We start from the raw sequence: 15,190 nt of genomic DNA, 5'->3' as shown, positions 1-15,190 counted from the left end.
ACATGAAATTGGTTTGCTATTGTGCTGATGATTTTTCGATGAATGCTGAAATCAACCACGCAATTCTTAACTTACTTCGTCAGCAAGTCTTACACGCCACATCATGTATGACACAATCTCCTTACTGGTTTCATGATGCTCAGGAGTTATTATCTATAGATCATGCTATTGAAATTGGTCTTCATCTAAATTTTACTCATGACTTCAAGACTGAAGATGTCATTTATAATTTAAATGAACTTATTGCAAAAGCTTGGGCACGTTCTTTAAATCCGAATGAAATTAAATTAAGCATTCAGCATCAATGGGAAAGATTCATAAAAGCAACAGGAAGAGCACCTGATTTTATTGATGGACATCAGCATGTTCATCAATTCCCTATTATTCGTGAACTCCTCCTCGACTTTTTAAAAGAAAAAAATTTTAAAGGTTGGATCAGAAGTTTAAACAGACCACTCTATATTCATGGCTATAAAATAAAAACAGGGCTATTGCATTTACTGGGCGCAAAGAAACTCCAAAACCTTTGCTATAAAAACCAAATTTCCACTAACTCTTATTTCGCAGGCATATACGATTTTTCTCCAAATGTAGATTATGCAACACTGAACCGCGAATGGTTAAAAAAAGCAGAACATAAAACCCTCATCATGTGTCATCCATCAATTGATCAAATCACTCATCACGATCCTATTTGTAACGCAAGACTTAATGAATATAACTATCTTAAATCTAAAAAATTTTTAGAAGATTGCCAAAGTTTTAATGTTCAGCTAAACCCAATCGGAGCAGTATAAATAATGAGCCGAGAAAAACCATTTCTATCTTGCATCGTACCTGCTTTTAACGAAAGTGAAAATTTGCAAAAGTTTATTCCTGCACTCGCAACCACGCTTGAAGAACAACAAATTGCTTATGAGATTCTTGTTGTTGATGATGGTAGTAAAGACAATACCATTAGTGTCCTTACACCTATGCTAGACCTCTACCCTTTACGAGTCTTAGAGCTTTCTCGTAACTTTGGTAAAGAGGCAGCACTGAGTGCTGGTATAGATCACGTCAAAAACAATCTGACTTTATTTATTGATGCAGACTTTCAGCACCCATTAGATGCTATACCAACCATGCTTTCTCTATGGGAAAGTGGCTATGATATGGTTTACGGTATTCGTAACCGTAGTACCGAATCTCCTCTTAAAAAGTTTCTTACCAATGCCTACTACAAGTTTTTAAACTTTAGCTCTGATATTGAAATTCCTGAAAATGCTGGTGACTTCCGCTTATTAGATGGCAAAGTCATTACAGCACTTCAAGCTTTACCTGAAAAAAACCGCTATATGAAAGGTTTATTTGCATGGGTTGGCTTCAAATCAATTGGTGTTCACTTCTCTGAACTCGAACGTCAAAGTGGGAAAACCAACTTTAATGTCAAAGCATTATTTAACTTAACACTTGCAGGTTTAACAGGTTTTTCTAATCTTCCTTTAAGATTATGTATGGGTTTTGGTGCGCTATTAGCACTTTGCTCTATGGGGTATGGAATATGGATTATTATAGAAACTATATTCACAGGCATTGATGTCCCAGGGTGGGCAACACTTATTGTTGCAATTAGTCTCTTAGGGGGAATTCAATTACTCTTTTTAGGTATTGTTGGCGAATACATTAGCCGAATTTATACCGAAACTAAAAGTCGTCCTCAGTACATTATTGCTCAAGAGCATACCAACCAATCATAAACTTAATTTATTATGTTCAAATTTATTAGATTCTGTTGTATTGGTTTATGTGCAGCAGCTACACATTATGCCATTGCATTTGCTTTATATCAGCATTACAACACACCGCTCAGCCTGAGTAATTTAATTGCATTTTGTATTGCACTTTGGGTTAGTTATTTTGGGCATAAACTCTTTACCTTTCGTACTACTTCTGAACGTACGTCTCATACTTTTTTAAAATTTATTATTGTCGCTTTTTTGGGTTTTCTCTTTAATGAAGCTTTTTTACTCCTAAGCCACAATTTTTTTGCAACGCTTCCTATTCAATTACTCATTGCAACTGCAATTATTTTTACAGCAGTGCTTACTTTTTTTCTAAATAAGTTTTTTACTTTTAAGACTATGGAATGATTCAACATGCATCCATTTTTTAAATCTTCCAAAATTCTTTTGTGGTTTTTATCGGTTTGGCTTTTCATCATGTCAACCATACGACCAATGTCTGTTCCAGATGAAGGACGATATGCTGATATCAGCCGTCGTATGATGGAAACGGGAGATTGGCTCATTCCCCGTCTAAATGATTTACCATTTATGCATAAACCACCTTTACTTCACTGGCTTACAGCATGTTTAATGGAAATTTTTGGACCACATCTCTGGGTCGCTCGACTTATACCTACACTATCTGGAATTACACTCATGTGTGGGTTATTCATTTTTACCCAGAAATATTTAAATGAACGTATTGCTCAAATTGTAGCAATTATTTTTTCAACCAATTTACTTGTATTTGGCAGTGCCCAATATGTCAACCATGATCTACTTGTAGCGACGTGGATTAGCTTAACTGTATTGTGTTTTGTAGATTTTATTCTTTCTCACAATAAAAAAATCTTATTTTTGGGTTATGTTTTTTGTGCCTTGGGTTTTTTAAGTAAAGGCCTCATTGGTGTACTTATTCCCGGAATGATTATTTTACCTTGGATGCTTTACATCAAAGAATGGAAAAAAATTCCATCGGTTCTCCACCCACTCGGGCTACTTATTTTTGCATGTATCGCATTACCTTGGGTTATTAATGTTCAGATGCATGATACAAACTTTGTTCACTATTTCTTTATTGAACAACAATTGAGTCGCTTTAATTCTGGTGAATTCAATAACAAACAACCTTGGTTTTTCTATACACTCATCGTCTTAGTCAGTTTTTTACCTGTGATGCTCATTAACCGCTTTAGGTTCTGTAAAGCTGCACTTAACATCATTCCGAAACCGATACTAAGCCTATTTATATGGTGGAGCTGTTCAGTTCTTGTTTTTTTCTCGATTCCACCTTCAAAACTTGCTGGTTATATTCTGCCAATTATGGCACCACTCATCATTTTAATTTCCTCCTATACAGCACATAATATAGAAAACTTTAAAAGAAATAAATTACAAGTTTATGCGCTTCCTATACTGCTATTTACATGTTTTTTCGCTTTAGTTATATTTTCTTTAATTAAACAGCACCTTCCTTTTATTCAAAAACAACAGACTGCTATATGGTTAACAACAGCCATTTTAACAGGAGCATTATTTTTACTCATTGCAGGTTATCGCAAGCATAAACTCAGCTTTTTACACTATAGTTTTGGCTGTTTACTTCTTTTATGTACTACCGTCACTTTTGCTGTAAATTTCTTAGATATGAAGTCCAATCGTGATCAATTAAATTTTTCTCAATACATTCAACCTAACCAAAAAATTGTATTTTATCGCTTTTATTTTTACGATATTCCATTTTTACTAGACCTTAAATCTCCTACTTATGTTGTTAATGATTGGAAAGAGATAAATACTGATAGTTCAGCACTGGAATTAAAAGATGGGTTATTGTTTGATTCTGATAAAAAACAATATTTATGGAATGAGCCTGAATTTCAAAAACAGCTCATGAGCAATCAAAAATTAATGATTTTTGCTAAATCAGGTAGTCTTAAAATTCCTACGAGTGTCAAACACTATCGTGTACTATCATTTAGAAACTACGATATTTACTTAATTAATGAATAAATAGTTCAAAGGGAGTAAATCATTTGCTCCCTTTTTTTTAATAAAAATAAATCACACAGTGCCCATTCCTATTTCATTTTAAAATTTATATGATAATCATTAAACTTATATTGAAAGAAGATTTCCCATGCAAAAAGCGTTGTTCGGTGGTGGTTGCTTTTGGTGTATTGAAGCTGTTGTACTTGAACTTAAAGGTGTTCTAAAAGTAGAAAACGGCTATGCCGGTGGTATTACAACCAACCCAACTTATGAAACAGTATGTGAAGGAACAACCGAGCATGCTGAAGTCGTATATATTGAATATGATGAAAGCCAAATTACATACCAAGACTTGCTTAATGTATTTTTTGGTATGCACGATCCAACAACATTAAATCGTCAAGGCAATGATATTGGTACACAATATCGTTCTGTTATTTTCTATTATGACTCTGAGCAAAAACGTATTGCTCAAAATATGATAGATGAGCTTAAAGCAGATAGTATTGATGTCGTGACACAGCTTGCACCTGCTCCTACTTTTTATAAAGCAGAAGAATATCATCAAAACTTTTACGCTAAAAATCCTGAGCAAGGTTTTTGTAACTTTTCAATTCCACCCAAGTTATTAAAGCTTCGTAAAAAGTTTCAAAATTTAATGAAATAAAAAAGACTGGCTAAGCCAGTCTTTTTTATTAATGCTCACTTAAGAACGAGATATCACTTAAACCTGCCTCACTTGCACGAGACATCACTTGTGCAACTGTATCGTAGCGAGATTCCTTATCTGCACGAAGTTGAACAGTTGGTTTTTGTTCGGCAGTACCCGCTTCTTGAAAACGTTTTGCTAACTCATCTAAAGAAATCATTTGGTCATTCCAAGCAACTTCTCCTTTGGCATCAATACTAACAGTAATTGCTTTTGGCGGCGGAGTTGTTATTTCCGCTGTCGTTTTGGGTAAAGTCAGCGGAATTGATGGATTTGCGACAGTCGCTGTAACCAAGAAAATAATCATCAATACCAGCATAATATCGATAAGTGGAATGAGGTTCATCTCATTCATACCAGAATCTTGATCTTCACCCAATTGAAAAGCCATTATGCCTGACCTCCAGTATGTTTTGATGATGTTTGATTTTCTGACAGCAACATCGTATCAATAAGCAAATGATGTGCTTTATCTTGTAAAGTATGTGATAGCGCACGATTGGTACGCAAGCAAATGTTATAAGCAAGTACTGCAGGAATCGCAACAGCAAGCCCTAAACCAGTCATAATGAGTGACTCACCCACTGGTGTGGCAACTTGAGCAAGCCCAGCTTGTCCACTACTACCTACAGCAACAAGTGCATGAAAAACACCCCAAACTGTACCAAATAAACCAACAAACGGCGCAATAGATGCAATTGTACCTAGTACAGGTACACCTTTTTCAGCAGCAGTTTTTTGTTCTGAAATTTCACGCAATAATGCTTGTTCAGCAACGGCTTTGCGCTGATCTAAATCTAAATGCAAGAATTTTGTCTTAAAAGATGCAAGTGATTGCTCTAATTTTATAAGTGCCTGTTGCTTTAATTGGCGTGTACCTAATAAACGTACAATAAACAATGTCCATGTAACAATAGACATCGCGAGTAAAATAAAGTAAAGCGTTTTACTTACTGCATCTGCACTTTGCCAGTAAACTGAAAAGTTCATTCTTGGATTTCCTAATTTTAAGTTAGCCGTAATTTTGAATTAAGTTAAATCAAATGGTTGTTGCGCTTTAATTGGATAAGCAACCCCATTTTCTATATATGGTTTAAATTTTGCACCACGTACCGCACGTAATATTTTTTCATCTAACGCAGGTACACCAGTACTCTTCACCACACTTACACTGATAATTTTTCCTTTCTCATCTGCTTCAATTAGAACAACAATTGAACGAGGTGAACCTTTTAAATCACTTGGTTCATAAGAAGGTTTAGGTGAGCGACTCCACTGCACACCACTACCACCAATCGTCACATCTTTTGCTGTTTTTTCCACAGGTTCAGATGATACTGGAGGTGTAGGTGCAGGTTTCGGTGCAGGTTCAGGTGTAGGCTCGGGTTTCGGCTTTGTTTCTACATGTGTTACAACAGATGGAATAGGTACAGGCTGTGGTTTTTCAACTTCCTGTACAACTTTCTTCGGCTCTTCAACCTTTTTCACATGCTGAATTTTTTCCACTTTTTTAGGCGGTGGCGGTAAATCTTTAACAATCTTTACCTCTTTCACTTCTTTTTTTGGCTTTGGTTTTTCCTTTGGCTTGGGTGGAAGAGGTTTAGGAGGTTGTTGAATTTTAACAAAATGAACTTGCATTGGCTCTTTGTGAATTGGCTTAATTTCAGGCTTTTTCATCTGACCTAAAGCCAATAAAACACCAATGTGCCCTATAACTACTGCTGTAACAGCAATAATTACTTTTTTCTTCATATTATCAGGAGGAGGGTTCGCATTTAGTACGGAAGAATGACTCATAGCACAATGATGACCTTAGGCATACAATATGATTTATCACAGATATAGCAATATTGTACGATTCAAATTAGATAGTAGTTCCCATTATAATAAATGAGAATAGTTTTTATTTGCAACCTCTTTTAAAAAATACCTATTTTCCAAAAAGTTACGACAATTTATAAAATACACCCAAATGTATAGTTATAACATAACAAAAAGTATAATATATTTATATAGTTATTATAAGTGATTTGCAATGACTATCTCTTAGAAAGCATATCCTAAGTCAAGAATATGCTTATTTCAAATGCTTATTTTTTATCTTTAAGTAAATGAGGTTATTTACTTAAAATCAGTATCAAGTTGTTCAGGCTCTCGTGTAAAACGATCTACAACAACACTAATCATCATATCCCCTTGTACATTCACAACTGTACGCACGGTATCTAAGATACGATCAATAGGCAGTAAAATTGCAATCGCCTCAGCAGGCAATCCCACAGATTGCAGTACCATAATCATCGTAACCATCCCTGCACTAGGAATACCTGGAGCGCCTAATGATGAAATCATTGCTGTTAGACAAACAATTAATTGCTGCCCTAGGCTTAAATCGAGTCCAATCAAATTAGCAATAAACAATGCTGCTGCGGCCTCATACAGTGCAGTACCATCCATATTTAAATGCGAACCTAATGGAATAACAAATCCTGAGATCTGAGGTCTTACGCCTAAATTTTCTTGCACACACTTCATACTTAGTGGCATTGTTGCAGAGCTTGAACTTGTTGCAAATGCAGTAATGAGTGCCAACCTTGTTCCTTTGAAAAATTTCAATGGCGACATTTTTCCAAAAACCCACAACAACGTTGGAAGCACCACAAGACCGTGAAAAATCGTTGTTCCTGTTACTATCGTTGCAAACTCAGCCAAACGACTTAAAACCGACAGGTCTTCTTTTGCAATCAGCTTAGCCATCAAGGCAAAAATCCCGAAAGGTGCAAGTTTCATAACCCATGAAACAAGCATCATAACAAGATGAAAGAACTCTTCATTCACCGCACGAATTTGCTCGAAGCGTTTCCCACCATATACCAACGCAAGCCCAATCAACATCGCAAATACCACAACAGATAATACATTCCCATCACTAAATGCTTGGAATGGGTTAATCAGCGTATGTTGAATAAAGTTTGTAATAAAGGAGGAAGCATCTAAATTTGGTGCTGTAGAATGATACTGCTGCATTGAGTTTTTGAATAAAGAAATATCTACCCCTTTTCCAACTTCAAAAATATGCGCACAGCCAAGTCCCAGTAACAATGACAAGCTGACAGTTGTAAAACTACATAATAATGTAACTTTCCAAACTTTACCAAGCTGTTGACCCGACTCTAAACTCGCAACGCCCACCACAATAGAAGTAAATATCAATGGGACAAGTAGCATTTTTAAAAAACCGATAAAAATACTACTAACAATGCTCAAGCCATAAATACTTGTCGTAAAAATACTTGTATCTGGATACAGTCGCAGTACAAAACCAAGCCCGACCCCAAGTATTGCGGCAATAAAAATTTGAGTATTTAAGCTCATCTTTATCCATGTTGTCTTTTTCTTATCGGCCATCATACGACATGCTCAACATTTTCTATTTCTTTTTTTTATATAAGTATATAAAAGCCACGTAAAAGTGGCTTTTATGCACCACTAAATTTCATTATCTCTTAAACGCATTAAACCTTCTTGTACTGTACTACACACCAATTGACCATCTTGCCACATGTAACCATAATTTAACCCTCTCGAGTTTGAGGTGACTGTAGCTTCCATATCATAGAGTGTCCATTCATCTGCACGTACAGGCTTATGAAAGTATAAACTATGATCAATACTTGCACACTGTAAATGTGGTGATAAATAGCTTAAACCATGTGGACGTAATGCGGTCGTCATTAAAGTAAAATCAGAATAAAAAGCTATAACAGCTTGATGTAAAGCAATATTATCTTGCTCACCCGTTAGCTTCTCATGTGTTTTCACATAATGTGCATAAAATGGTGGTTCAGGCTGAGGGTTAAAAAAATTCCTCACATCATGAATTGGTTTTAACTCAATATGACGTTCTCTCATAAAGCTTTCTTGTAAAGTTTTAGGAATAAAACGTACCAAACTCTCTTTAAGCTGTTGCTCACTTTGTAAATCATTCGGTGCAGGATAATTCGGTGTTTCTTTTTGAAAATCTAAACCTTGCTCAGGTACAGCAAAAGAAATCATTGCTGTAAAAATCATTCGACCATTTTGAATTGCACGTACTTGTCGGCTTACAAAACTTTTACCATCTCTAAGTCGATCAACTTCATAAATAATCGGTGCATTAATATCGCCACCAAATAAAAAATAAGCATGTAATGAATGAGCAGGGCGATCTGTGGTATACGATGCTGCACGTAGCGCTTGCCCGAGTATTTGACCACCAAATACGCGCTTACCTACAATATTACGGCTCTGTCCACGATAAATGTTTTCATCTAACTTTTCTAAAGTGAGTAATTCAACGAGCTCTTGAGTCAGTTTTGTCATCATTAACCTTAATTTAATATAGAATATCTTAGAGACAATATGGCATTGCTATGATCATTTTTCATTATTTTGCCATAGATTACCCCCAATGATTGAGCTAATTCATAGGAGAAAATGGCAAAAATCATCGTTTTATTGAATAAAAAATGCTTTTTTCAACTTTAATTGTCCTAAAATGCCAATTTTTGGTTAAAATTGCTCATCCAAATTTTCTATACCATAAAATTCGCCACTTTCTAATATTATTATCTTTTATAAGTGGTGTTTAACTAGGAGTCTTTATGTCCAAGAATAGCTTTGGTCAGGTCTATCGCAGATTATCAAGTAAAGTACTTGATCTTGTGGTGAAGCCACGTGTTCTTGGCGAAGTTCCATCCGTGACTAAAACACAAGCTGAAGCCCCTGTCTCTCCTCAGGCAGTATGCTACGTTTTACAAACCTACTCACGCAGTAATGCGCTCGTTATTGATGGTGAAACACGTCGTTTAGGGTTACACCCAGCATTAGAACCATTACAATTGAATGAGTTAAGTGAGAAAACGTCCGTATTTTTTTTACAGCAAAAAGAAACTACCTACACAACAGATAATAAACACTCACTTCCACCTAAACTGGTTCACCTTGTCGAGTTTTTAGAAAAGCATCCCGAAGCAGATATTCAACTTATTCCTGTCACTGTTTTATGGGGGCGTGCGCCAGACAAAGAAGATTCTCTGCTTAAACTTCTATTTACAGATACTTGGGCAACGCCAAGCAAGTTTAAACAACTTGTAAATATTGGTGTACATGGCCGTCAGTCTTTCTTAGAATTTCACCCTCAACAATCGCTTAAAGCGCTCATTCAAACGGCAAAAGAACAAAACACAAACCTTGCACCAAGTACATATATTGTACATCACCTTCACCAGTATTTAGACCGCCAACGTGAAGCTGTTCTAGGTCCCGATTTATCTGACCGTCGCAATGTAATTCAGTCAATTATCAAATCAACCAACATTCAAGATTCTATTCGTCGAGAAAGTCTAAGAAGTAAAATTAGCTTATTTGAAGCAGAAAGACGCGCAGTTGGCTATATTAATGAAATTGTTTCTGATTACTCTTATTCAACTGTGCGTTTTGCAGATATGGCTCTTACACGTCTATGGACACAACTCTATGACGGCGTAGAGGTTCATAACTTTAATACTGTCCGTGAACTTGCCAAGGACTACGAAGTCGTATACACCCCTTGTCACCGTAGCCATATCGACTATCTCCTCTTGTCATACATTATTCACAGACGTGGATTGATGGTGCCATATATTGCTGCGGGCGATAACTTGAACTTACCTTTAGTAGGTCAATTCCTTCGCGGTGGTGGCGCTTTCTTTATTCGCCGATCTTTCCGCGGAAATGGTTTATATACATCTGTTTTTAAAGAATATCTTTACAGCATCGTTTCGCGCAATACACCTTTAGAGTATTTTATTGAAGGTGGTCGCTCACGTACAGGACGCTTATTGCCACCTAAAACGGGTATGCTTGCCATGACCGTACATAGCCACCTCCGTAACAAAGGAAAGAATAAACCAATTGTATTTATTCCTACCTATATTGGTTATGAACGCCTTATGGAGGGTTCGACATATATTGGAGAATTACAAGGCAACCCTAAAGAAGCTGAATCGGTCTTAGGTCTAGTCAAAACATTACGTAAAATCGAGCGTATTTTTGGTAAAGTTCACTTAAACTTTGGTGAACCAGTTTTCTTAGATGATGTACTAAAAGCACATCAAGCAGATCAGATTACAATTGAAAAAAATGACGATCCAATTCCACCTGAAGTTTCAACGGCGATTACAAGTTCAGCCTATGAAATTTTAGAGAAAATTAATAATGCGGCAGTCATTAACCCTGTTTCTCTTATTTCTCTTATTTTGCTTGCAACTGAAAAACATACGCTTGATGAAGAGCTATTTATTAAACAGCTTGATACTTATCGTAATTTAGCAACACACTTACCTTATGATGACCGTACAGAAGTCACTTCATTATCAGGTAAAGAAATTATTCAACACGGAATCAAGCTAAAACTACTCAAACGTGTGCAACATGCGCTTGGCGATATTATTGCGATTGAAGACAATCAAGCCGTTCTACTAACATACTTCCGTAACAACATCTTACACTCATTTATTTTACCATCTCTCATTGCATCACTTGTCGAGTTAAATGGCAAAATTGGTCGTAAAGATTTAGTCAATGTAATTAGTATGCTCTACCCTTTCCTAAAAGCTGAACTATTTATGAAATGGGATGGAAACACACTTAAACCTGCAATTGAGCAATATATTGATGCGCTTACAGATGCTCAACTCATTCTTAATGAAGAGAACATCCTTTATAGCCCACAACCCAATACGATTGCACACAACCAGCTTGTTATTTTAGGCGCATCTGTTAAACAAAGCCTAGAACGCTACTACATGACATTAGCGATTATTACACAACGTGGTTCAGGTAATATTTCAGCAAAACAAGTAGAAGATCTAAGCTACCTACTTGGTCAACGCTTCTCTGTTTTACATGAATATAACTCACCTGAGTTTTTTGATAAATCACTTTTCCAAGGCTTCTTAAAAGTACTGAATCAGAAAGACTATATACGCACCAATGAGAAAGGATTTATTGAATTTGATGAGTATCTAACCAATGTTGCGCAATATGCAAATCTTGTACTTGATGATGCAACCCTACAAATGCTTCAGCACATTACACAATTTAGTGATGAAGAACTGAAAGAAGCACTCGATGCACTAGCCGCACAAAATGCAAAACGTCGTCTAAAACGTAAAGCAAAAAAATAATAGGTTTACACGAGAAACATAAAAAATAGGTATGCATCGTCATACCTATTTTTTTAACAAGTTTTCATAGTCTTGAAAAAAGTTTTGATGTACTAACTGAAAGCCTGAAGCTTGTAATGCTGTTGCATAAATTTTCTTACCTGAAACCGTTAATGGTTCATACTTCAATAAAGGTAAATGAAGTTGCTTTTGAAACCACTGAATCACTTCATGCAATGGGTAAGGTTTTGAATTACTGACAATATAGATCTTTTCCACCACATCTTTTTCCGCTAAAAAAGCTAAAAAACTGGCTAAATCATCAATATGAATGCGGTTACTCCAATGGCATTTACTATAACTCGTTGTTTTTCTCGCTAGCGTAACCATACGTGTAGCACTATCCCCATAAATCCCTGAAGGACGAATCAGAACAGTCTGCTGAGGATAAGCACTTTGGTAAAGTTGCTCCATCTTTTTTAATATTTTACCTTTCTCATCATTAGGTTTAGGCAGTGTTAAATCATTTACTTCTTGCCCATCATTTACACCATAAACTCGGGTGGAAGAAACAATAAATAATCTTTTTATAGGATGTGACTGCAGTGCTTTTACAATTGGTGCAATGGTATCGACATACGTCTTTTGATACCCTTCTACTGTACTTTCTTCTGGGCTAAGTAATACATAGGCAATATCAACATCCTTAACATCTTTTAAACTAAGTATATGTACATCTTGTTGTAAATGATGAACTTCTGTATCTGCCTTCTTTGTCGTACTTATGGCTGTAATTTGATGACCTTGTGCAAATAGTTGTTTTGCAATACGCTTTGATGTTTTACCATAACCAATAAATAAAATATGCATGATATTACCTGAGTTGAGATGGCTTTAATTCATGAGATAAAAGGCATTGGTCGTGCTGCCAGTGCACTACTTGAAAAACTTCATATCTTTACCACAGATGATTTATTATTTCATCTACCACGAGATTATGAAGACCGCAGCACCATTGTACCAATGAATCAAATTCATGTTGGTCGAAGCTACTTGCTTGAAGGTGAAGTACAATCAGTTGACTTCCCACCGGGTAAAAGAAAGTCGATGGCTGTTTCAGTTGCAGATGACTTTGGTAAAGTAACTTTGCGTTTTTACCATATTTATAAATCACTTACAGATCGCTTACAGCCCCATCACCGTGTTCGCATATTTGGTGAAGTTCGACTTGGTGCACGTGGTTTAGAGCTTTATCACCCTGAAATCCAAAAAGCTGATGGATATCGACCACCACAAAATATTCGCCTCACCGCAATCTACCCAAGCACAGATGGACTCACTCAACCCAAATTACGTGAATATATTCAACAAGCGAGAGCGTACCATAGTCATCAACTTCCCGAATTATTACCCTCAAAATTTACACATAATTATTCTTTAAAAGATGCCCTAGACTATATTCATGAGCCTCCTTTAAGTGCAAATATGCAGCAACTTACACAAGGAACGCACCCAGCACAGCAAAGGCTTATTTTTGAAGAATTAATTGCACATCAAATTAGCTTACTTACACGGCGTGCATATATTCAACAAGTGAAAGCACCCGCTTTTAAGCAAAGCATCTCTTTAGCACCTAAATTAATTTCATCACTTCCCTTTTCACCCACGGGTGCACAGCAAAGAGTATCTCAAGAAATTCTTCAAGATCTCTCCCAAAGCAAACCCATGTTACGTTTGGTACAAGGTGATGTAGGTGCAGGTAAAACCCTAGTTTCGGCTCTTGCAGCATGCCATGCCTTAGAGTCGAAATGGCAAATTGCACTCATGGCACCTACCGAAATTTTAGCAGAACAACATTATCTTAATTTTAAAAAGTGGTTTGAGCCTTTAGGTAAGCAAGTTGCTTGGCTCTCAGGAAAACAAAAAGGTAAAAAACGCATTTCTACGGAAGAATCTATTGCCGAGGGTGAAGCACAAATTATTGTAGGTACACATGCCATATTCCAAGAAAGTGTTCACTTTGCAAAACTAGGCTTAGTTATTATCGATGAGCAACATCGTTTTGGTGTAGATCAACGCCTTGCATTACGAGATAAAGGTTATAAGGGCACGACACCACACCAATTGGTCATGACTGCAACACCTATTCCCCGCACATTGGCTATGAGTGCTTATGGTGACTTAGATACATCTATTATCGATGAATTACCTCCTGGTCGTACACCTATTCAAACCGTTACTATTCCACTAGAGCGGCGTGAGGAGGTATTACAACGTATTGCAAATAATTGTTTAACAGGCAAACAAGCATATTGGGTATGCACCCTTGTCGAACAATCAGAAACTTTAGATGCCCAAGCTGCCGAAGCCACATATATCGAAATTCAAGAAAAGTTTCCGACTCTCGCCATTGGTCTAGTCCATGGAAAAATGAAAGCCACAGAAAAGCAGGCGGTAATGCAAGCATTTAAAGATAATCAACTTCAGCTACTCATTGCGACCACTGTTATTGAGGTCGGTGTGGATGTTCCTAATGCAACCATTATGGTCATTGAAAATGCTGAAAGGCTTGGACTTTCTCAGCTACACCAACTACGTGGTCGTGTTGGACGTGGTGCACAAGCGAGTTTCTGTGCACTACTTTACAAAACCCCATTATCCCAAAATGGTCATGAACGATTATCTACATTAAGAGAAAGTAACGATGGCTTTGTCATTGCAGAAAAAGATCTAGAAATTCGAGGACCGGGAGAACTTCTAGGAACAAAACAAACAGGAGATATGGGGTTTCGTGTAGCAAATTTAGAAAGAGATGCACATCTACTCAATCAAGCGCATTATGTAGCACAAGAAGTTTTGCAAAAAGACAAAGAAAAAGCGGAGGCTTTGTTAAATCGCTGGCTCCCACATGCTCCAAGATATGCTTATGTTTAGTTTATTCAAACGACTTAAGCCCTGTTACCTCTGTGGTGAGTTCAATCTAGAAAATATACAACCTTTATGTATAACTTGTTGGGAACAGCTTAAAATCAATCCTAAATATATTATAAAACAAGAAGTCTCCATTCTTGTCGCTGCACCATATCAATTTCCATTAGACCGAATTATTCACAAATTTAAATACAATCAGGAGCTACATTACATCGATATATTCAAACAAATTTGCAAACAAATTGACTTACCTAAAACCTTTCAAGCGATTGTCCCAATGCCTATTTCAAAATCACGGCTACATCAACGGGGATATAATCAAGCTTATTTAATCGCACAACTTTTATCTGCACAATACAAAATCCCAATTTGGATGCCAATTAAAAGAAACCATGAGCAAAGCCAAAAAGGACTTTCTCGCGTAGAACGATTAATAGATATTGACGCTCAGTTTCAACCTGCACCACGAAATGCAATATGCTATAGAAAAGTCCTTATTGTCGATGATGTTATTACAACGGGAGGCTCTATTTTGGCACTCAAGCAAAAACTACATACGTTGGGTTGTCATCATGTAGAAGCATTTTGCATCGCAAGCGCCTAAT

The 15,190-nt window shown here is 36.6% G+C and carries 14 protein-coding genes; 8 read left to right on the top strand and 6 right to left on the bottom strand.

The genetic code is table 11. The features are described from left to right. Positions 1–2: 2 nt before the first annotated feature. From AC1MPL_RS04600 to msrA, 5 genes are all read left to right on the top strand, one after another. The gene (locus tag AC1MPL_RS04600; protein ID WP_479764568.1) at positions 3–797 is read left to right on the top strand and encodes a ChbG/HpnK family deacetylase; all 795 of its coding nucleotides are present in this window, start codon (positions 3–5) and stop codon (positions 795–797) included. Between the two features lie 3 nt (positions 798–800). After that, entirely contained in the window at positions 801–1,739 is a 939-nt protein-coding gene (locus AC1MPL_RS04595) for a glycosyltransferase family 2 protein (RefSeq protein ID WP_479764566.1), read from the top strand. Between the two features lie 12 nt (positions 1,740–1,751). After that, positions 1,752–2,132 (top strand): GtrA family protein, encoded by a 381-nt coding sequence (locus AC1MPL_RS04590; RefSeq protein WP_479764564.1) that lies wholly within the window; start codon positions 1,752–1,754, stop codon positions 2,130–2,132. A gap of 6 nt (positions 2,133–2,138) precedes the next feature. Continuing rightward, entirely contained in the window at positions 2,139–3,779 is a 1,641-nt protein-coding gene (locus AC1MPL_RS04585; RefSeq protein ID WP_479764562.1) for an ArnT family glycosyltransferase, read from the top strand. A gap of 127 nt (positions 3,780–3,906) precedes the next feature. Beyond that, the gene (gene msrA, locus AC1MPL_RS04580) at positions 3,907–4,425 is read left to right on the top strand and encodes a peptide-methionine (S)-S-oxide reductase MsrA (RefSeq protein WP_479764560.1); all 519 of its coding nucleotides are present in this window, start codon (positions 3,907–3,909) and stop codon (positions 4,423–4,425) included. Positions 4,426–4,453: 28 nt separating this feature from the next. On the opposite strand, the gene AC1MPL_RS04575 is transcribed toward msrA, so the two are convergent. The 5 genes from AC1MPL_RS04575 to AC1MPL_RS04555 all read right to left on the bottom strand — a co-directional run bounded on the left by AC1MPL_RS04575 (position 4,454) and on the right by AC1MPL_RS04555 (position 8,829). Continuing rightward, complete coding sequence (locus tag AC1MPL_RS04575) at positions 4,454–4,858, bottom strand: ExbD/TolR family protein (RefSeq protein ID WP_479764558.1); 405 nt, start codon at positions 4,856–4,858, stop codon at positions 4,454–4,456. Then, positions 4,858–5,457 (bottom strand): MotA/TolQ/ExbB proton channel family protein, encoded by a 600-nt coding sequence (locus AC1MPL_RS04570; RefSeq protein ID WP_479764556.1) that lies wholly within the window; start codon positions 5,455–5,457, stop codon positions 4,858–4,860. The genes AC1MPL_RS04575 and AC1MPL_RS04570 overlap by 1 nt, the downstream gene beginning before the upstream one ends. A gap of 39 nt (positions 5,458–5,496) precedes the next feature. Beyond that, positions 5,497–6,264 carry an energy transducer TonB family protein gene (locus tag AC1MPL_RS04565; RefSeq protein ID WP_479764554.1) on the bottom strand — a complete coding sequence of 256 codons (768 nt, stop codon included), beginning with the start codon at positions 6,262–6,264 and terminating at the stop codon, positions 5,497–5,499. A 324-nt stretch (positions 6,265–6,588) separates the two neighbouring features. Continuing rightward, positions 6,589–7,842, bottom strand: a complete 1,254-nt coding sequence (locus tag AC1MPL_RS04560) for a dicarboxylate/amino acid:cation symporter (protein ID WP_479764552.1) — start codon at positions 7,840–7,842, stop codon at positions 6,589–6,591. A 114-nt stretch (positions 7,843–7,956) separates the two neighbouring features. Beyond that, positions 7,957–8,829: an acyl-CoA thioesterase gene (locus AC1MPL_RS04555; RefSeq protein ID WP_479766149.1), complete on the bottom strand. Its 873-nt coding sequence runs from the start codon at positions 8,827–8,829 to the stop codon at positions 7,957–7,959. A 281-nt stretch (positions 8,830–9,110) separates the two neighbouring features. On the opposite strand from AC1MPL_RS04555, the gene plsB reads away from it, so the two are divergent. Then, positions 9,111–11,675 (top strand): glycerol-3-phosphate 1-O-acyltransferase PlsB, encoded by a 2,565-nt coding sequence (gene plsB / locus AC1MPL_RS04550; protein WP_479764550.1) that lies wholly within the window; start codon positions 9,111–9,113, stop codon positions 11,673–11,675. Positions 11,676–11,720: 45 nt separating this feature from the next. Here the strand turns inward: plsB and AC1MPL_RS04545 are convergent, their stop codons facing one another. Next, positions 11,721–12,524, bottom strand: coding sequence for an NAD-dependent epimerase/dehydratase family protein (locus AC1MPL_RS04545; protein WP_479764549.1), 804 nt, complete (start codon positions 12,522–12,524; stop codon positions 11,721–11,723). 18 nt (positions 12,525–12,542) lie between these two features. On the opposite strand from AC1MPL_RS04545, the gene recG reads away from it, so the two are divergent. Together recG and AC1MPL_RS04535 are read left to right on the top strand one after the other, a co-directional pair. Continuing rightward, complete coding sequence (recG, locus tag AC1MPL_RS04540) at positions 12,543–14,588, top strand: ATP-dependent DNA helicase RecG (protein ID WP_479764547.1); 2,046 nt, start codon at positions 12,543–12,545, stop codon at positions 14,586–14,588. Next, a complete protein-coding gene (locus AC1MPL_RS04535) occupies positions 14,575–15,189 on the top strand; it encodes a ComF family protein (RefSeq protein WP_479766148.1) in 615 nt (204 codons plus the stop codon). The genes recG and AC1MPL_RS04535 overlap by 14 nt, the downstream gene beginning before the upstream one ends. The last annotated feature ends 1 nt before the right edge of the window (position 15,190 follow it).

This window comes from Acinetobacter sp. N1-1 (genome assembly GCF_056711485.1).
The sequence above is the reverse complement of the archived record's forward strand: the minus strand, read 5'-3'. Positions and strand labels throughout refer to the sequence as shown.